An 18,713-nucleotide genomic window follows, 5' to 3' on the forward strand; every position below is an offset into this window, starting at 1 on the left:
CGGAATCGCCCCTCGCCTCCGTGGATCTGCTCGATCAACTGCACGCCCAGTTCGGCCGCGTCGGCTCCGCGGTCCCGGTCTCCGACCGAGGCGGCACACAGGTCTGGCGGGTGGACACCGCCGGCGGCGTGGTCGCGGTGAAGCTCGACACGGACGGCGGGCGGGCGGCCGCCGAACTCGCGGTGCTGCGGATGTTGGCATGGCCGGCACTGGCCGGATGGGGCGAGTCCGAAGGGCGCGCATGGCTGGCGACGCGGTGGGTGGCCGGGCAGACCACCACCGATGTGTGGTCCGCGGTGCGCCAGTCGACATCGCACCACCCCCAGGTCCGGCGCAGAACCCTGCTGGCGACCCTCGACCTGTGCGAAGCCGTCGCCCGGCTGCACAGGGCCGGCTGGCTGCACGGCGACCTGCGGCCCGAACACTGCCTGCACGCCCGCGGGGGCGTCCGGCTGATCGGCCTCTCCCACGCGGTCGGGCCCGCGGCGGACACGCCGTACCGGTCGTCCGGTGAACCCGGGGCGGACGGCGCCGAGGACCTCGACCTCGTCGCACCCGAACTGTGCGCGGCGGCCCTGCGCGGCGAACCAGCCCGTCCCAGCCCGGCTTCCGAGGTCTACGCGCTCGCCGCGATGATCCGCAAGTGCTGGACCGGAGCGAGCCCGCTCGACTACGACGGGGCCGAGCCCGCCGCCGAGCGCCGCCGGAGGCTCATTGCGGACGGCCTGCCGCTGCGCGCCGTCCCGGACCGCTGCGCCTGGCCGGCCCTGGACGCGCGGCTGGCCACCGCCCTGCGCCACGACCCGGATGCCCGTCCCCGCGTCGCCCAACTCGCCCGGATGATCGGGTCATTGTGACCGCAGCCGGATTCATCCCGGCACGCCGATCCGCGGCGGTGCCGGGATATCCGATGCCGCGGTCCCGGGGAAATCATCTCGGCAATCCCGGAGTTGACAAGACCAGTGCGGCGCGTGAACGTCCGGGGCGACCGGATGCGCTGAGTTCCCTGCGCATCCTGGCCACATCGCGACTGCGCGCAAGGAATGCGGCAATGATGGCCGGACCGGCCATGCCGGGCTGATCCGCTGCGGGTGAACCGGCTGAAAGGGCCGGGGCGGCAGGTATCCAAGGAGGACGTGAGTGTGCGACGGCCACAGGAGACCGAGCCGGAGAATCCGCAATCGGCCGCGGTGTCGGCGGAGCACACGACGCGCGGCGAGATATACCGCGGGGACGACCCCGACATCGTCCAACGCGTGACCAACGCCCGTTTCACCCGGCATGAACTGGATATCGTCGGCAACCGGCCGCTGGACTTCGACTTCCAGGCACTGCACATCGGCCGGCTCGCCGCTTACGACTTGTCCTACGGCACCGATGTGCGGACGCTGCCGGTCGAACCGACCGCCCAGTACGTCATACGGCTCGGCCACACCGGGCGGGCCTCGTTCAATGTGCAGGGAAAGACCACCCCGTTCTCACCGAGCATCCTCAATCCCGGGCAGGCGGCCGTCGCGCACTGGGACGCCGACACCCGCACGCGGTTCCTCTGCGTGCCGCGAAGACACATCGACGCGGCGGTGCGGAGCCGCACGAGCGAGCGCCACGAAGGGCCCCTCATCTTCGAGAACCGGATGTCCGAGCAGGACCCCGCGGTGGCGGCATGGCTGGGCCTGGCCCGCCGCTTCGCCACCGGCGCGGGCACGTGGATGGCGTCGTCGCCCTTGGCCATCGGCCACTTCGAGCGGCTCCTCGTCGACCTGCTGATCTCCGTGCAACCGGGCGACCGCCTGCTGGAACCGGCCCGGACCCGGCGCACGTTCGGACTCGGCCCGCTGCGCCGGGCCATGGCGTTCTGCGAGGCGAACGCGCACCGGCCGATCTCGGTGAGCGAGATGGCCGCCGTCGCGCGGGTCTCGGTCCGGACCCTGCAGGCCGAGTTCCGGCGCTCCTTGGACACCACACCCATCGTCTACCTCAGGGACCTGCGGTTGCGCGGCGCACGCGACGACCTCCTGGAGGTCGCCGCCGGCCGCAGCGACGCGACGATCACCGAGATCGCGAACAAGTGGGGGTTCCCGCAGCGCCGCTACTTCACGGCGTCGTACGCGCGCGCGTTCGGGCGGCTGCCCTCCGAGGACGCGCAGACGACACCGGGGAGCTTGGCGACGAGAGGGGTTGCGTTGTGACAGAACCGACCCTGCCGCAGTCCGACATGGCCGGGCGCGGCGGGCCCGGCACGGACTACGAGGCCGGGGCCGCCCATACCGGCGCGGACCTCGTCTTCGGCCAACCGCTGGGCGAACCGGTCCTGGTGCGCCCCGCCGACCAGCGGAACTGGGATGTCGAGGCGGTGTTCGGCCTGTCCGGCGGAACCGCAGCGGCACCGTCCCAGGCCGTCGAACTCGCGGCCGCACAAAGGGTCGCGGTCTCCCTGACCGGCGACCATCTCACCGGATTCGTGAGTCAGGCCGGTGCGGCACTCCCGGTCAACCGGCACATCGCACTCGCCGTGGCCGTCGTCCGGGCGGTCGCCATCCGGCTGGACGACGACGTTGCCCGCCGGATGTTTGCCGGCACCCTGCGTCAGGCGGCCTACGTCCCGGAGGACTGAACCCTCCTCCTGAACGCGCGCAGCGGGGCGGTGACACGACACCCGCCCCGCTGCGCGCATCTCGGCCGTGGGCCGGAAGGCCTGCTGCTATGCCGACCGTTCGGCGACCGGCTCGACGTCCGGCGCCGCGCTGCGCGACCGGCAGCCGCTCCGGGTCTCCGCGAGGAGCTGGTCCACCGCGGCGGCCGGGTCCCAGGAGCGGCCGGCCGCGGCACGCCGCTGCCGTGCCGCGGAGGTTCCGTCGGCGAGCAGCCGCGCGATGCCCGCGCCGACCATCTCCCAGTCGCCGCAGGATTCGAGCTCGGGCCGCAGCATGTCCGCCAGCCCGCCGAGCGCCTGCTCCGCGGGCACCACGGCGGCCAGGAGCGGGTCCACGAGCCCGCCTTCCAGACCCCAGCGGGCTGCGTGCCAGGTCGCCGCCTGGATCAGCTCGCGCCGCACCACGGGGCGCTCGCGTCCGGCGGCGGCGGCCGCGCAGGCATGCAGGACCAGCGCCCGGAACAGCGCCGCGATGAGCGCCACGACCTCGACGTCGGGACAGGAATCGCAGATCCGCAGTTCCAACGTCGGTACGTGGTGGGACGGCCGGATGTCGGTATAGATCATGCCCGGGCCGGAGATCACCCCGGACCGGACCAGCGCCTCGGCCGTCGCGTCGTATTCGGCGGCCGAGGCGTACTCGCCCGCGGGGCCGCTGGTCGGCCACCGGCGCCACACCATGGAACGCCAGCTGGCGAATCCGGTGTCCGTGCCCATCCACATCGGAGACGAGGCGGACAGCCCGAGCAGCAGCGGGAGCCAGGGCGACGCGAACGGCATCGCCGCGATGGCGAGTTCCCGGTCCGGCACGTACACGTGGACCTGGGTGCTGCAGACCAACTGCTCGCGCGACAACTGGCGGTAGAGCTCGGTCATGTCGAGGTAGCGGGGGACGGGCGTCGTGGACCCGAGCGTGGGCGCGGCGAGCGGAGCGGTGCCGGATGCTATCGGCCCGAGCCCCAGAGGTTCGGCGGCCTCGATCAGCTTGAGGCGCAAGTCCACGATCTCGTCGCGAAGTTGGTCGATACCGCGATGCGGGCGCGTGTTCGTCTCGACCATCGAACGGTGGAGCTCGGCGGTGAATCCTTCGTCGGGGAGCACGCTCAGCAGCTCCGGGCCCCGGTCCACGAGCCTTCGCGTGTTCAAGTCGACGACGTGGAACTCTTCCTCGACTCCCACCGTCACGAGCACAGTGCCTCCTTTTTCGGACCGTCCGAACACGGAATCTCCGTGGCACACAAGGTCCTTGGCCACCGCAGTCTGATACGCGAATCCGGGACATGGGCAAAGGGGGACGCTATTGCGCGCCTGAAGCTCGCCTTCCGCGCGACGGCCCGCGCAATCGGAAAACCGCCGCGCGATCCGGATGCCCGGCGCGCCGATATGCGCCCCTGTCAGCCCACCGCGCGACCGCCGCCGGTTCCGACCGACTCGCCCAGCCTCAACGTCTGGGACGGAAGGCGCCCGTAGGCTGCCCGGTAGAGGGCGCCGAAGCGTCCGAGATGCCCGAAACCCCAGCGCAGCGCGACATCGGTGACGGTCTCGTCGCTGCTGCCGTTGGCGACGGCGACCAGGTCGGCGTGCGCCCCGGCGAGCCGCACGTGGCGCAGATGGGCGACCGGAGTGACGCCCAGGTGGGCCCGGAACTTCTCCTGAAGGGTGCGCACGCTCATGTTCCCCGCCGCGGCGATGTCGCCGACCGAAATCGGCTCGGATGCGTGCTCCTCGCAGAACGCCAGGGCGCTGCGCAGCGAGACGGGGGCGCCGACCGGGCCGCTGCTGGGGATGTCGGAGTCGTGCGTGTGCGGTTGGCAGGCCAGGAGGCCGTGGACGAGCATCTGCTCGAAGTGCGCGGTGGCGCCCGGCGACCGGGTCAGCAGGCCGGAGTCGACCATCGAGACGAAGCTGTGCGCCAGCGAGATCCACTGCTGTACTTCGGCGTTGGCGGTGTCGAGGACCGGGTCGAAGAGGATCGGCGCGTCGGAGTCGACGGCTCCCACATAGGGGCGGATCGCCGCGTCCAGCACTCGGCGCGGGACGCGCAGCACGAGTGCGCTCGCGTCGGGGGTCCACAGCATGGAGACCTGCCGGCCGGGCCCCGTCACCACCGGCGCCGGCGGTGCCTCCCGGCCGTCGATCAGGATCCGCCCGCCGTTGCGGACCAGATGGACGAGATAGACGGGCGCCTGGGCGTCCAGCCGGAGTTCGGCGTGCGTCCCGTAGCCCAGCTGGTAGAGCGCGATCTCGCCGCGGTGCAGCATCCGCAGCTGGGCCCGGACCCCGCTCGCTTCGGGAATGCGCAGCCGATGCGGGACGACGTGCGAGCCGACCGCGTGGTGCATGAGCCGCGCGTCGGCGCCCTGGTAGACGACCCGGCCGCGCGGCCGGGTCGTATCGGGGGATGCCGGCGGGTGCGGCGTCGACGGGAAGGCACTCGGCAGGGCCGGTGCGGACTCGGGCAGCCCGTCCGCAGCACCTGGAGTCGGGAGGGGAGGGACGAGCACGGGGCGAGGACGAGCCGTCGCGGACACGGTGGGCTCCTGTACGAAAAGCGGACGTCCGCGGAGTGCGCGGGACGATCGGGTAGGCCGCGGGACCAGGGCCCGCGGGCCGGGGTGTCCGGGTGCGGCGGCCCCGCCGGTCGACGGGGCCGCCGCACCCGACGGGTACGCCGAAGACCCGGAACACGTCGCCGGTCACCGGCCGCCCCCCGCCCCCCCCGCCGCGTCCCGATACGTGCGGGCGGCGCCCCGGGGCGGGGTCAACCGGCGAGCAGCCGGCCGCGGAGTTCGTCCAGGTGCGCACGCGCGGCCTGCGCCGCCGCGCTGGTCTCGGCGCCGACCGCGGAGTACGCGCCGATCACCGCCGGGCCGAGCGAGTACGCCGTCTCCGGGTCGTCGACGTGCAGCCAGCAGTAATGGGCGTTCTGGGTGAGCCGCCACGCCCAGCGCTTGAGCGTGATCACGCCGCCGACGCCGGTGTCCCGGTCGTGCACGGCGCGGACCATCGCCGCCTGCGCGAACAACTCGGCCGCGGCATCGCTGGCTCCGTCGCGGAGTGCGGTGTACGCGAGCAGTTCACGCGCGGCGATGGCGGCCGGGACGTCACCGCCCTGCTCGGCGGCGCCGTCGAGGGCCTTCGCCAAGTGCCGTGCCTGGGCGGTGTGTCCGCTCTGCAGCGCGGCCTCGATACGCCGGATCTGGTCGGCTTGCACGGTGGACGGCACCGGCATCTGCTCGATGGCGGCTTCGTTCGCCTCGGCGGGCTCCTCGCGCGTGGGCTCGTTCGCGAACAGTCCCCCTCCCGCCGGGACCGGAACGGTCTGCGGGGCACGGGCTGCGGGGAGCGGCGTCGGCGCGGGCGTGGGGGCCGGGACAGGAGGCGACGCCAGAGCAGGGGCCGGAGGCTCCGCCCACGCCGTCCCGGCCGACACCGAAACGGCGTTGTTCGACACCGGGGCCGGACCGAGGCCGAACGACGACGAAGGGCCGCGGTCCCGCCGGCCGCCCGATCCCGCGGAGCGGCGCTGCCACAACTTGCCACGGGAGTTCTGCGGGGGGACCACCGGCCCCGCTTCGGTCACCGTCGCGTTCGGCGCGACGATGAGCGGGAACATGCTGCCGTCCGCCTCGGTCGCTTCGACACGGACCGGGCGGCCGAGCGTCTGGGCGGTCGACGCGGCCGACTGGATCGCCGCGGTGCGGAGGTCGACCCCGGCCGGCAAGGTCAGGGGACTGCCGTTGACGCGTACTTCCGTTGCGGACAGCTCGATGGCGATGACGGGCCAGCCGGGGACATCCCAATCCGAGGACTCGGTCACGGTGGACTCCTAGGACGCGGAGGGGGCGGCGGCACGACAGGGGGCGGTCGCCGCTTATGCGGAATGGCATCGGTCGTTTCCGGCCGTGCTGGCACCCTGTATACGCGCGCAGTCCTTGCCCCTCCGCCGACGTCGCGCAATCGAGAGGGGCCTTCGCGCGAGGTGGATGTTCTCTGCGCAATCGCGGTCCCGGTGATCCGATGTGCGCGAATATCCGGTACGGCCCTTGCCTCGTCGAAGCGGCTGCCCAAAGGTGGGGGCGCACGGCATCGTGGCGTGTGCGCCGGCGCCGCCGTGCCCTGATCCGTGCGCGACTCCGAGGTGAGGTGACCTCGACATGGCCAACCCGTGGGTGACGGCACCTGCCGACCCGCCGCCGAGCGCGGACAAGCCGAAGCCGGTCCGCCGGGGCCGCTCGTCTCCGCCGCGGGCACCGCAGGCCAGCGTCGTCCCCGCCCTGGACCGCGGCGGGATGGATGTATGGGACGCCGGCCCGGCCGAGCTGAACCCGCCGTGGTGGTGGGTCGGTTGCCACGGCGGCGCCGGGGTCGGAACGCTGAACGCGCTTCTGCCCGGCGGTGCGGACGGCGGCCGGGGCTGGCCGGTCGCTTCCGACGGCGGTATCACCCGCGTCATTCTCGTCAGCCGGTCCAATGCGACGGGCCTGCATGCCGCGCAACTCGCCAGCCGGCAATGGGCGTCCGGGGCGGTGCCAAGTGTCGTCCTGCTCGGCCTCGCGGTGATCGCGGACGCCCCGGGCCGCCCACCCAAGCCGCTTGCCGACCTGCTGACCCTGGTCGGCGGCGGATTCCCGCATGTCTGGAGCGTGCCGTGGATCGAGCAGCTGCGGCTCGGTGAACTGCCGCCCCTCGCCCGGCTGCCGAAGCCGCTGCACCGACTCGGCACGGACCTGTCGAGCCTCTTGATCGAACGAGGCCCGGCAGTATCCTGAGCAACGGAGCACTCAGCTTGCGCCGATGACCGCGGAGTCCGCCGCGTACCGCCCACGCCGGCGCGGACAGGAGGCCCGTGAGTACACCGACTCCGCCTCCGCCCAAGCCACCGCCGGCCGCGGCTCCGGCACCCACCCAGGCCGCGGCTCCGGTACCGAACTCGCCTGCGCCGGCGGCAACCCCCTCCCCGACTGCGGCCGAGCCGAAGGCAGCACCTCCGCGCGCTGAGACGACCTATGACGTCGCGGCACGTCGCGCGGCCGAGGCCGCCCAGCGGCTCATGAACCCGGCGGGCAATGCCGAGAAACCGGCCCCGGGCATACCGACGCAGGCGGAGATCGACGCCGCGGCTGCGAAGCTCGTCGCAAAGTCGCGGGAGGCTGTCGAGCGTATTGCCGCAAATGCGGCGAACAGTGCAAACGACGTCGCCGGGCAACAGGTGCAAGGGTGGTCCGTGATCGAGGCGGCAGCCGTCGGGCAGTCTGCCCAGGCCGCCCAACAGGCAAAGGCGCAAGCGGCGGCGGAACAGAACGCCTGGACGGCGGCGGCGCAGCGCCCGCAGAAGGCCAAGCAGACGCAACAAGCCCAACAAGCCCATCAGACGGCGCAAGCCGGACTGGGGAATGCTCCGACCAGCGGTGCCACGCGTGCGCGGGCCACCGCGCAGCAGGCGCAGCCGGGCCAGAGCGGCCAGGCCGCTCCCAAGGTGTCCCAGTCCGCGGAACCGAGTGTCACTGCCGGGCACGCCTGGGCCAAATCGCAGCCTTACCAGGCAAGTCCTGGGGTGAGCGCAAATGTGAGCTCCGGACCCAACGCCTTCAAACGCGCGGCACTCCGCCTGGGCAAGATGTTTCGCAAGGGCTGAGCGGCGGGGACCCGCCCTTCTCCGGTGTCGAGGGGGGAAGAAGGGCCGCCCGCCGGGACGTCAGGACGTCAGCGTGCGCTCGGTGTCGGTGTTGCTGTCGGAGACCCGGAGGCCGGTGAAGTGCCCGGTGCCGTCGTGGGCGCGGTGACCGGCGCCGGTGGCGCCACCAGGACCGAGGACTTGCTTTCGCTCCATGCGTCGCCGTTCTTGACCTCGAAGACCCCGTTGCCCTGCCCGATGAACGTCTTCGGGATGACGGTGCCCCGCGCAAGCGCCTCGATCTTCCCGGTCCCGATCCGGACCACCGCGAATTCCGGGTCCTCGTCGTCGTCGTCCAGCAGTCGCGCGTAAGCGACGCCCGCATCGTCCACCGAACCGAGGGACACCGCCCGGATGTCGCGGTTGCCGGCGTGGCAGGCCGCGGTTCCGGCGGACAGATCGGCGCTGAACGCCCCGGAGACCAGATAGCGCTGGTTCGGGGACGTCTGCGCGTCGGTCGCCAGTTCCTCGTCCCGTCCTGAACCGAACAACTTCTCCGTCTCCTCGGCGAAGTCCGGTGTGCCGGCGGTGCATTCCACGGATGCGCGGACCTGCCCAGTGGCCAGGTCGTGCACGGTGTACAACGGCGGCTGCTGCTTGTCGTCCGTCCGCCACACGGCGAGCAGCACCGTGGGGGTGACCGCCAGGAGCCTCGACTGGGTGCGGCCGGCGGGTGTGACGGCGGCGCTGTTCCACCGTCCGGTCACTCCGAAGCGCAGGTCGACTCCCGAAGCGCCGCTCGCCCCGGCCTCGCGGAAGACCGTGCCCGCCGAGGACGGGTGGAGCGGGACCTCGGTGATCCCGCACCGTACGTCCGACGCGCAGTTCGGCGCCTGGCGGGTGGCGGGTGCGCCTTGCGTCACGGCGTTGCCGGACAGCGGATCCCACACGATGACCTTGGCGGTACCCTCCTCCGATGGTTCGTCCGCCATCAGGACGCCCCCCTCCCCGATGACGATGTCCACCTTGTCGGCATCCCCTTCCACCATGTGTTCCAGGTGCCGGGCCGGTGCGCGCTCGCCGCTGTCGCCGGCGATGGGGAACGAATCGGCCACCACCAACTGCCGGGCCCGTGCCACCCCGTTGGTCGGCAGGCCTCCGACCCGGACGACGACCACGTAAGGCCCCTGGCCGGTCTGGACGACCCGCAGCATCGGGACCTGCTCCGACATGATCCGGCGCATCGGCGTCGACGACCAGGCCACCTCGCCGTTGTCGGCCCGGCGGGCGATCAGGACGGAACTCACCGTCGACCCGGCGGATCCCGACGGCGACGGACTCGCCTCGGACGGCGCGGCCGAGGGGGACTTGGAGGCCTCCTCGCGGGCCTGCTCGGCCGAGTTGCCCGCGGCGTAGATGTCGAGCACGAGTCCGCTGCGCTGGTCGACCGTGAACACCCGTCGGGTCTCGTCCACCGACCAGCCTTTGGCGAGGTCGAACCCCGGCGGCAGCCGGATGTCCGCGCCCTTGGCCGGCGCCGCCGAGGTCGGATTGCGGGCCGCGCCGCTGGCGGACGTGCCTTGATCCGCCTGCCCGCTCCAGCATCCCGTGAGCAGCAGCGGAAGCACGGCCGAACCGGCCGCAGTCCGCACGTGTCTGCGGGACCCCGGCTTCGGGAGACCGAGGAGACGCCATTTCATGACGGAACTTCCTTGCTGTCGTGAGGGGAGCGCCGGACAGGCGGCGGGACGCCGCCGGATCGGTCAGTCCAATTCGTAGCCCGTCACCCGCCAGGGCTGGTCCACCGCCGAGCGGCCCAGGGTGACGTAGACGGTCAAGGTGTCGGGAACGCCCCGCCACCCGCTGTCCGCAACGGGGCTGACTGTCACCGCCCACGTGCGCAGGGCGGTCGTCGGCGTGTCCGGCGGCTTTCCGGCCTCGTCGTTCGGCACGGCCGTGGCGACGGTGCGGCCTTGGTGGCCGGCCATCTCGAGCCAGGCCTGCGAGGGCCTGATGGCCGCGCCCTCGCGTGCGGCCTGGACGAGCGCGGGGCTCAGAAAGGGGGCGGCCCTCAGGGTCCCCGCCTCGGCGTTGGCGTCCTTGGTCGTGTCGACTGTCCACATGGTCAGGACCGCGGCACGCGACACGGCCGACGGGTCCTTCATGTCGACCTGGGCTGCTTGCGGAGGCGGCGGCGGTGGCGCCGACGTCGGGGGCGGCGGATCGTCGTGCCGGTCCATGGGCGTCGGGGGAGTGGTCGGAAGCGCGGTCGTCGGCTCGGCGGCGGGCGGCGTCGCCTCGCCCGGACCGCCCTCGGTTGCGGGAGCGTCGGTCGGTGCGGTGGAACCGGTGGGCGGTGCGGACGGGCCGGTGGCGGCCGGCGAGGTGCTGCCAGGGGGCTTCGTCACGTCGCACGCATACACGACCGCAAGGATGAGAAGGACGACAAAGGGCGCGACGAACAGCATCCGCCGCCAGGTCGTCGTGATGTCGTTCATGCGTTCGCCCAGGTCGGTTGCGGGTTGAGGCCCTTGGAGCGCAGGTAGGTGATGGGATCGATGTCGCTGCCGTAGTTCGGTCCGGTGCGCGCCTCGAAGTGCAGGTGCGGGCCGTCCGAGTTGCCCGTCGAGCCGACCTTGCCGATCTGCTGTCCGCCGGAGACGCGTTGGCCCACCGGGACGGGAGATCTCTCGATCATGTGTGCGTACTGCGTGTACTTGCCGTCGTCGTGTCTGATGACGACCGCGTTGCCGTACGGACCGGTCGTGGTGTTGGCCACCACCTCGCCCGGCCCCACGGCCTTGACCGGGGTGCCGAAGCCGACCGGGAAGTCCACGCCCGTGTGCTTTTTCGCCCACGAGCTGCCCGAGGCCTTGTAGGTCGGCGAGTACCTGGCCTGCACCGGCATCGTCCACTTCCCGGGCGGTACCTGGGATCCCCGGCCCGAGTCCGGGACGCGCACAAAGAAAGGGTTGTACGCGCCGTAGTGGCCCGACGTCACCGAGGAGATCTTCACGACGTCTCCGGGCTTCGGCGCCTGGATCATGGTGATCTCCCACTTTTCGGTCTTTTTGTCGTACTCCACCGCACTCACCAGGCCGATGTGTGTGATGTTGGTGATGACGCCACCGCCGGATCCGCTGAGGTCGAAGCCGACCAGATCGCCCGGCCGCACCCTGGTCGGCGGCACGAGACCGGGGTCCTTGAACTGGTCGATCTGCTGCTGGGCGGTGCGATCGAGGTCGATGCCGACCGCCTTGTATGCGAACTGGGTCAGGCCTGAGCAGTCCACCCCGTTCATCGCATCGGGGCCGTCCCCGCCCCACAGGTACGGAACGCGCCGCTTGACGAACTCCATGGCCACTTGGATGACCCGCTGGGCACGTGCGCTGGCGCCGAGGGAGCCCGGGTCCGGGGGTTTGGTGAACCCGTGCATCATGTCGGTGATGATGCGGATGTAGTTCGTGGTCTCGTTGTAGGGAGGTACGCCGCTGTACTTGAGCACCTTGTTCGGGCCTGCGTTGTAGGCCGCGAGCATGAGCTTTTGGGTGTCGCCGCCGAGGTGCCGGATCACACCGGCCAGATAGCAGTCGTAGGCGCCCTGGGAGGCGATCGCGTCCGCCGGGTCCCAGATGTCCTTGTCGCCGTCCCCGTCACCGTCCACCCCGTGCCCCGCCCATGTGTCGGGGGTGAACTGCGCCGGACCGAACGCCGCTGCATCGGGTTTGTCCGCGTTGGTGTTCAGGCCGAACGACGACTCCGCGTACAGCTGCGCGGCGATCAACTGAGGCGGTGCTTCGGGGCAGATGCTGCCCGCCTTGATGATCATGGATGCCCAATGCAGGGCGTGGCCGGGGAGTTTGGCGGGGTCGAAGATCAGCCCGAGCGCGTCCCAGCCCAGCTCGTAGGCCTGCTTGGCCTTCCAGATCATCGTGCAGCCGGTCAGCAAGGACAGCGCAAGCGCAATCGCGAGCAACCTCGTCGGAGCAGCGTCTCGCCGCGCCCGGGTGCGGCGCCGGGTGCCGCCGGCCACGGATCCGATCACGGTGTTTTGCCCAGGGACTGCTTCAACGCGTTCCGCACCGCCAGGCCGGGCGTCAGGTTCGGCTCCGCCATGAACGAGGCGCCGACCTTGCCGACGGCGTTCAGCGCCGGCTCGAGACCCTGCTGAGCCGTGTCGAGGACCTGGTTGGCCATCCCGACAACACTGTCCAACGTCGTCTCATACCCATCGAAGACACCCATGCGATCACTCCTTCAGCCCGGTCGCGGGCGTTGCACCTTCGCTGTCGTCCCGGGGTATCTCCGCACTGGCGTTGAACACCGGGCTGGTCCACAACTCGGGCGGCGAGGCGAGGATCGGCAGGGCGTCCAGAATGCGGTCGGAGTGGCCGTCTCTCGGGTCGCACAGCACGAACGGTCCTCGGTCCGGGTCCATCAGGGCCGCGAGATGCGGGTCCGCGTGCTGCGTCCACCAGAACGAGAGCCCGAGCGCGGGGTCCTGCTTCAGGTGCTCGAACGCACGCCACAGGACGGAGAGCCGCGCCACGGCCTCCTCGTGCAGCCACCAGGCCGGGCACCAGATGGCGACCGACCGGCTGAGGCGGCGGCGGATCACCTGGGCTATGTACTTGGTGACGAAATCGTCCAGTGTGTTGAACACCAAGTGCGGGGTCGGTCCGAACTCCGGCTCCGCGGTCACGTCATCGGTCATGTGTCACTTCCTCAAAGACACGCCGGAAGCGGCGAGCACGGCGGGATCCGGCGCGGCCTTCCCGGGATCGAAGCGGGCGATGGACTCCTTGACCACCTCGGCCGCCGAGGTCGTCCACCACGGGACGGTCTTGATGAGCACCGGTCGGGAGCCGCTGAACATCACGAAAGCGCGGCCGCGCGGCATCGAGGCGAGGTCGGATTCGTCCAACACGGTTTCCGAGCGCGAGCCCATCGAGTACGACGGACGGTCGCCGATCTTGCCGGACGAGCCCACCGTCCGCGGCTCGAAGACGCCCGACATCTTGGCCATCGCGCCCAGGAAGTCGGTCTCGGCGGCGCCGCCGCCGTAGACGCGGACGTTCGCCGCACCCCACAACTTCTTCATGCCGGTGTCGCCCCACGCCGCCACACCCTGCGCCCAGGACTGCAGGATCGTCATCATGACGATGCCGCGCGAGCCGAAGTGCGAGTACTTGTCCGGAAGCGCGCCCCACGGGCACACGTTCGCGGCCTCGTCGAGGACGAACAACATCGGGATCGGAAGGCGGCCGTTCGGTTTGCCGATGCTCTCGTTCTCGGCGGCCTCGGCGAGTGCCGCGGTCAACGCCACGATGAGAGGGGCGGCGGCCTTGCTGGTCTCCTCCGACATCATGTAGATCGTGTCGTTGCTCTTGACGAACTCCAGGTAGTCGAACTTCGGCCGGTCGGGATCCGAGCCGGGCGTGACCCACTCGGTCATCGAGGGAGCGACCAGGAACGACATGATCTGGGTGGCGACACCGAACACGCCCGCGCGCTGCAGCTCCGGGCTGGACAGCACACTCTCGACGGCTTCCGCCGACTCGTGCTTCGCGTGGTCGCGCAGGATCCGCGCCGCACTGTCGTCGTTGGGGCGGGTCAGCCAGGTGTAGACCTGCGTGATGGGCCGGCCGCCCAGCGAGGCGGCCAGCAGCAGGTGCGAGATCAGGTCTTCGGCGGCCGGTTCGAAGAACGCGTCGCTGCGTGCGTGGGCCGGACGGTTGATGCTGGAGAATCGGCCGGCCATCTTGATGGCGCGGACGATGTTGCTGCCCACGTACTGCAGCGGGTCCCAGTACCACCACGCCGGCTCGCTTGCCTGGCCCTGCGGGTCGAACACCCAGACCTGGCCTTTGGTTTCCCGTACCCCGCGGGTCGCGTCGAGTACGTCGCGCTTGTTCGACGTGACCACCACCGCGCCGGGCGCCGAGACGATATTCGGGATCGCGCGGGAGGAGGTCTTGCCGGTACGGGGACCCCAGATGTCGACGTGCATGTCCTCCCAGGAACCCCACAGGTCCGTCTCCCGCCCGACCGTCTTGCCGAGGTAGACGCCGGGCACGGTGCCGTCGGGGAGGCCGAGCCGGGCCGCGCTCTCCCGGGCGCCGCGGGTCACGAACGGGCGCAGGTCACGCGGCTTGGCCAGGTACCGGACGGCCCGGTCGATGAGCACGGTGTCACGGTGCTTGTAGGCCAGGTAGCCGACGGCGGCGGCGGTCGTGATGACCAGCATGATGACCACCGCGACCACGACGGCGGCCCGGCCCGGCCAGACGTACTCCTTGCGGAGCAACTCGAAGACCATCATCCACGGCTGTTCAGCCGGCCGTTCGAGGTCCTCGGCCTCGGCGACGATCCACGCGGCACCCCATGCCGACAGCAGCAGGGAGGTGCCGAGGCCGATCGCGAGGCCGGCCAACTGCACTTCGATGTACGGATTCACGCCCCGGCGGCGGGTGACCGCACTCATGCGTTGAAGAAGATCCAGACCAGGCCGGTGACTCCGAGGGCCCCGACACACGCCAACAGTGTGTAGGTCATGCGGCCGAAGACGGCGGCGACCGTGTCACCGTTGCGATAGGACTGCACGCCGAAGTAGAGGTGCAGCAGGAGTCCGAAAGCACCTGCGATGAACACCAGAAGTACGAGCACACCCAGGCCTTCGGAGATCGCCTCCCAGACCGAGGCCGGTGCCGAGACCTTGCCCTTGGTGATCACCTGTGTGCCCGGGCAGTGGGCCGTGACGAGGTCCGGGTCGAACTTGCAGGAGTTGGGGTCGTCGTAGTCGTAGGCGTCCGGAGGACGCCAGGTGAACCAAGGGTGGGCGGCGTTGCACTTGTTCTGCTGCTCTTTGGTGGAGACCTTCGTGCAGGGATTGGTCTTGCGGACGTCGAAGCAGTTGGCCTTGATGGGGGCGGCTTCGGGTTCGGTCAGGGCGTCGCAGGGATTCCGCCTGATGTTCTCGAGCAAGTGCGTGGCACCCAGGAAGCCTCGTCCGTCCTGGCCCCGCATCCACATGCCTATGCCGGTCCAGTTCCAGTCGGTGAGGCATTCGCCGCGGGTTCTTGTGAAAAGACCGTGGTAGTCGTCTTCCCGCGGACACGGTTGTCCCGTGTACTCGCCCCAGCGATCCCACGTCGAGGCTTTGTCGTCCCTGCTGATATTGACGTAGTAGTCGGCGTGGACGTTGAACCACGGTCCGGCTTCCTTGTTCGCCTCCTTGCAGTAATACGAGAATTCAAAGCCCGACCAGTCTTCCGGCACGTATATGCAGGCCGACGGTGGTTCCGGCGTCGACGGTGGCCTCTCGGCTGCGGCGGGACGGCTGAGGGACACGCCCACGGTGAGCAGCGCGGCGGACAACACCAGGAGGAAGCGCCGCAGCACGGACGTCACGAGTCCCACCGCCGGTTGGTGTTGTTGACCTCTCGTTCCGCGTTGGTGAGATCGACGTGCACCGGGATTCCGGGGCGTCCCCCGACCTTCACCATGAAGTTGCCCAGTCCCGGGGGCGGTGCGTCCGTTCCGGCAAGTCCGTCCCAGGCCGGCGGCGAAGACCAGTCGACGATCATTCGCTGCTCGGCCTCGGTCATGCCGATGACTTGGGTCAGCTGCGGCATTTCCGCGGCCGGAAGGCCACCGGTGATCACCATGCCGGCGCGTTCGACGAAGCCCTTCGCCTTCATGCGGTCGTCCTCGCTGGGGAGCGCCAACAGGTCCGACATCGTGTGCGTGATCATGGCCATGCCCACGCCGCGCTGCCGGTTGAGCCGGGTCAGTGCATCGACGCGGTCGACCAGACCGCGACCCGCACGCAGCACGCGCCACAGTTCGTCGAGGATGACGAAGTAGTGGCGCTGCGGCTCCAGGCCGGCGTCGGCGAGTGCCTGGGCGGCCGCGACGGCACCGAACCCGTAGCTCCAGCAGGCCAGCAGCGCGGCGGCCTGCAACTGCGTCTCAGCGTCGTCGATGCTGCTCACGTCGAAGCACACCGGCCGGTCGCGCATCATGGGTTCGGTCGTCGGGCGCGAGAACATGTCGCCGAGCCGGCCCTCGCCCAACAGGCTGACCAGTGAGGATTCGAGGTTCTCGGTGATGTTGCGGTACCTGTCGAGATCCCCGCGGTCCAGCGCTACGGTGCGCAGTGGCTCAGGGGCTTCGCGCACCATGGAGAGCAGGTCACCGAGCACCGGGATGCCGGCGTGCCGGTCGTCCAGCAACCGCAGAGCCGTGCTGAGGATGGTCTCCTCGCGGTCGCTGAGCGGCTGGTTCCGCGCGATGGTGATCAGCGACCCGACCGCGTTCAGCCGGCGCCCGTTCATGTCGCCGATGAGGCCCCGGCGGGCGTCGCCGGTCAGCCGGCTCGCCGCCTGGATCGACTCGCCGGGGTCCAGCACGTTGAGCGAGCCGCGCCCGCGCCCGAGGGTGATGACCTGGCCGCCGAGCGCGTGGATCAGGTCGACGTAGTCCGGTTTCAGGTCGCCGAACACCAGCGGGTGGACGCCGTATCCGGCGAGCCCCAGTGCCTGGCGGCGCACGATCGTCGACTTGCCCAGGCCCGGCTTGCCGAGCACGAACTCGCTGGGGTTCAGGATCAGTTTGGCCCGCTGGAACCAGCTGATGGGATCGCAGCACAGGGTTGCGCCGGAGGTGAGGGTGCGGCCGAGCGGGATGCCCGCCAGGGGCGTGCCCGAGCCGGCCGCGAACGGCCAGAGGCCGCACACCTGCACCGTCGTGCCGCGCCATTCGGGAGCGGCCTCGACGTAGGAGGCCGCGCCGCGGCCGTGTCCGAGGTAGCCGCGCGGCCCCGGGCGGACGATGCGCCGGCGCGGCGTCTTGGGAGGTGCCGGTTCCTCGGCGCTGTCGCGCTGCCGCCCTCTGCCGCGGATCACATCGTCTCCCGGATCTGCTGGGGAACCTTGAGGTGGTTGGGCAGGACGAGTCCCAGTGGGAGAGCCGCGGCGAAGGCGGAGGCCTGCGATCCGTACACACGCCGCAGCCGCAGCCGCGAAGACGCGGCGAGGTTGTCCATGGCCGCGGCGGCGACCTGAAGGTCGGCTTGGTCGAGCACCGTCGCGGTGGCGAGCAGTCCGAACCGCACCAGGCCGGCGCCGGCCGCCTCTTCGCGTGCGGACTGCTCGGAGGCACCGATCGCGGCGCTGTCGCGCGCTTGCATGACCTTCTTCTGCTGGGCCTTGAACAGCGCGTCCTTGCGGTCGCGTTCGACCAGGCCGGCGGCGGTTCCCGAGTCGTGCGGGCGGTAGAGCAGGGTGACCCGCTTGCGCACGATGTCCGGGTGCGGGGAGACCAGCCGGCTCAGCACGTTGGAGTGGACCTCGCCGCGCGGCGCCTCGGACATCGACCAGGTGATGGAGAACGCGCCGTCGTGGCGGTAGTGGTCCCAGGACTCCTGGGCTGCGATCGGTCCCGCGTCGTCCCAGGTGAGCTGTGATCCGCCCGCCGCCCGGGCCTGGTCGACGAGCAGCGCCACACTCGGGTCGTAGGCGACGCGGATCGCCTCGGCCATTTCCTCGCCGGTCAGCGGGCGCGCCGGGCCGGCCCCGGTCATCTGCAGGCCGGCGGCGAGACCCGGCAGCCGGGTGCCCAGGTCGATCGCCATTTCGTCGACGTTCTTGCGGCCGCCCTGCACGTTCGCGCCGCCGGCACCCGAATAGGTGAGGGCGATACGCGTGGTGAGCCGTGCCGAGCCGACGGGGTAGGTCTCGACCACCTCTTCGAGGACCTGCTTCGACAGGGTCGGGGCCGAGGGGTCCATGTTCTCGAACACCTCGCGGCGGAGCCGGTCACCGGTGTCCGGGATGGCTTCCACCGACACCGACACGGCGACCAGCCGCGGCTCGTGGGCGAGTTGCGCGAGCCACTGCCCCCAGTACGCGACCCATGTGTCGATCTGGTCCCCGTCCACGAGCGACGCGCCGTCCGCGCTGGTCGTCAGGACGACGGTGTGGTGGTTGGTGCGCGGGATGGTCAGCATCGCGAAGGGACGCCCCCAGGCGTCCTGCGCCTCGTACAGCGTGGACGCGGCGACGAGTCCCGGCAGCTTGCAGGTTCCCATCGGGATGCGGCCCAGGGGGCCGGACCGGTACAGGTTCTGCCCCTTCGACTTGCCGTTCGCGAAGGCGGTTCGGGCGGTGAGCCATTGGACGCCGTTGCGGCCGTGCCGGTCGCGGATCACCATCGGAACGAGCAGGCCGGCCACGACGACAGCCGCCCCTATCGCGAGCGTGGCCGACAGGTACAGCAGAACGACGATGAGCAGGATGCCGCCCAGCATGAGACCGCTGCCGCCGAGACCGAGGTTGCCGAAACCGGGCGAGCTCGGCTGGCGCCAGTTTCCGTAAGTGCGTTCTTCGTTCTGCGCCATGTGCCTTCCTGTTCCTGCGGTCCGGTGGTGCGGTGGTGGCGCAC

18 protein-coding genes are annotated in these 18,713 nt (G+C 70.8%); 6 read left to right on the forward strand and 12 right to left on the reverse strand.

Annotated elements, in window-relative coordinates; all coding sequences use genetic code 11:
- The first annotated feature begins 20 nt into the window (after positions 1–20).
- The 3 genes from LZ495_RS05680 (at position 21) to LZ495_RS05690 (ending at position 2,614) form a co-directional block, all read left to right on the forward strand.
- On the forward strand, positions 21–857 hold the full coding sequence (locus LZ495_RS05680) for a lipopolysaccharide kinase InaA family protein (RefSeq protein WP_235050849.1): 837 nt from the start codon (positions 21–23) through the stop codon (positions 855–857).
- Positions 858–1,142: 285 nt separating this feature from the next.
- Positions 1,143–2,189: an AraC family transcriptional regulator gene (locus LZ495_RS05685; RefSeq protein ID WP_235050850.1), complete on the forward strand. Its 1,047-nt coding sequence runs from the start codon at positions 1,143–1,145 to the stop codon at positions 2,187–2,189.
- On the forward strand, positions 2,186–2,614 hold the full coding sequence (locus tag LZ495_RS05690) for a hypothetical protein (RefSeq protein ID WP_235050851.1): 429 nt from the start codon (positions 2,186–2,188) through the stop codon (positions 2,612–2,614). Before LZ495_RS05685 ends, LZ495_RS05690 begins: the two co-directional genes overlap by 4 nt.
- 87 nt (positions 2,615–2,701) lie before the next feature.
- Here LZ495_RS05690 and LZ495_RS05695 read toward each other — a convergent pair whose 3' ends face one another.
- The 3 genes from LZ495_RS05695 to LZ495_RS05705 all read right to left on the reverse strand — a co-directional run bounded on the left by LZ495_RS05695 (position 2,702) and on the right by LZ495_RS05705 (position 6,473).
- Positions 2,702–3,844, reverse strand: a complete 1,143-nt coding sequence (locus tag LZ495_RS05695) for a carboxylate-amine ligase (protein WP_235050852.1) — start codon at positions 3,842–3,844, stop codon at positions 2,702–2,704.
- A 203-nt stretch (positions 3,845–4,047) separates the two neighbouring features.
- Entirely contained in the window at positions 4,048–5,157 is a 1,110-nt protein-coding gene (locus tag LZ495_RS05700) for an AraC family transcriptional regulator (RefSeq protein ID WP_235050853.1), read from the reverse strand.
- 257 nt (positions 5,158–5,414) lie between these two features.
- On the reverse strand, positions 5,415–6,473 hold the full coding sequence (locus LZ495_RS05705) for a hypothetical protein (protein WP_235050854.1): 1,059 nt from the start codon (positions 6,471–6,473) through the stop codon (positions 5,415–5,417).
- A 337-nt stretch (positions 6,474–6,810) separates the two neighbouring features.
- Between LZ495_RS05705 and LZ495_RS05710 the strand changes: the two genes are divergently transcribed.
- The 3 genes from LZ495_RS05710 to LZ495_RS05720 are packed head-to-tail and all read left to right on the forward strand — an operon-like array spanning position 6,811 to position 8,291.
- Positions 6,811–7,425 (forward strand): DUF6668 family protein, encoded by a 615-nt coding sequence (locus LZ495_RS05710; protein ID WP_235050855.1) that lies wholly within the window; start codon positions 6,811–6,813, stop codon positions 7,423–7,425.
- A 25-nt stretch (positions 7,426–7,450) separates the two neighbouring features.
- A complete protein-coding gene (locus LZ495_RS05715; RefSeq protein ID WP_235050856.1) occupies positions 7,451–7,654 on the forward strand; it encodes a hypothetical protein in 204 nt (67 codons plus the stop codon).
- 52 nt (positions 7,655–7,706) lie between these two features.
- Positions 7,707–8,291 (forward strand): hypothetical protein, encoded by a 585-nt coding sequence (locus LZ495_RS05720; protein WP_235050857.1) that lies wholly within the window; start codon positions 7,707–7,709, stop codon positions 8,289–8,291.
- A 68-nt stretch (positions 8,292–8,359) separates the two neighbouring features.
- Here the strand turns inward: LZ495_RS05720 and LZ495_RS05725 are convergent, their stop codons facing one another.
- From LZ495_RS05725 to LZ495_RS05765, 9 genes are all read right to left on the reverse strand, one after another.
- Positions 8,360–9,970, reverse strand: a complete 1,611-nt coding sequence (locus LZ495_RS05725; RefSeq protein ID WP_235050858.1) for a hypothetical protein — start codon at positions 9,968–9,970, stop codon at positions 8,360–8,362.
- Between the two features lie 63 nt (positions 9,971–10,033).
- Positions 10,034–10,768 (reverse strand): hypothetical protein, encoded by a 735-nt coding sequence (locus LZ495_RS05730; RefSeq protein WP_235050859.1) that lies wholly within the window; start codon positions 10,766–10,768, stop codon positions 10,034–10,036.
- Positions 10,765–12,246: a peptidoglycan DD-metalloendopeptidase family protein gene (locus LZ495_RS05735; protein WP_235050860.1), complete on the reverse strand. Its 1,482-nt coding sequence runs from the start codon at positions 12,244–12,246 to the stop codon at positions 10,765–10,767. Before LZ495_RS05735 ends, LZ495_RS05730 begins: the two co-directional genes overlap by 4 nt.
- 65 nt (positions 12,247–12,311) lie before the next feature.
- The gene (locus tag LZ495_RS05740; protein ID WP_235050861.1) at positions 12,312–12,515 is read right to left on the reverse strand and encodes a hypothetical protein; all 204 of its coding nucleotides are present in this window, start codon (positions 12,513–12,515) and stop codon (positions 12,312–12,314) included.
- Between the two features lie 4 nt (positions 12,516–12,519).
- Entirely contained in the window at positions 12,520–12,984 is a 465-nt protein-coding gene (locus LZ495_RS05745; protein ID WP_235050862.1) for a DUF4913 domain-containing protein, read from the reverse strand.
- 3 nt (positions 12,985–12,987) lie between these two features.
- Entirely contained in the window at positions 12,988–14,754 is a 1,767-nt protein-coding gene (locus LZ495_RS05750; RefSeq protein ID WP_235050863.1) for a type IV secretory system conjugative DNA transfer family protein, read from the reverse strand.
- Entirely contained in the window at positions 14,751–15,680 is a 930-nt protein-coding gene (locus LZ495_RS05755; RefSeq protein ID WP_235050864.1) for a hypothetical protein, read from the reverse strand. The genes LZ495_RS05750 and LZ495_RS05755 overlap by 4 nt, the downstream gene beginning before the upstream one ends.
- The gene (locus tag LZ495_RS05760; protein ID WP_235050865.1) at positions 15,677–17,176 is read right to left on the reverse strand and encodes a putative type IV secretion/conjugal transfer ATPase; all 1,500 of its coding nucleotides are present in this window, start codon (positions 17,174–17,176) and stop codon (positions 15,677–15,679) included. The genes LZ495_RS05755 and LZ495_RS05760 overlap by 4 nt, the downstream gene beginning before the upstream one ends.
- Entirely contained in the window at positions 17,173–18,669 is a 1,497-nt protein-coding gene (locus LZ495_RS05765; RefSeq protein ID WP_235050866.1) for an SCO6880 family protein, read from the reverse strand. Before LZ495_RS05765 ends, LZ495_RS05760 begins: the two co-directional genes overlap by 4 nt.
- Positions 18,670–18,713: the final 44 nt, after the last annotated feature.

It is taken from the genome of Yinghuangia soli (assembly GCF_021502675.1).
GTDB lineage: Bacteria > Actinomycetota > Actinomycetes > Streptomycetales > Streptomycetaceae > Yinghuangia > Yinghuangia soli.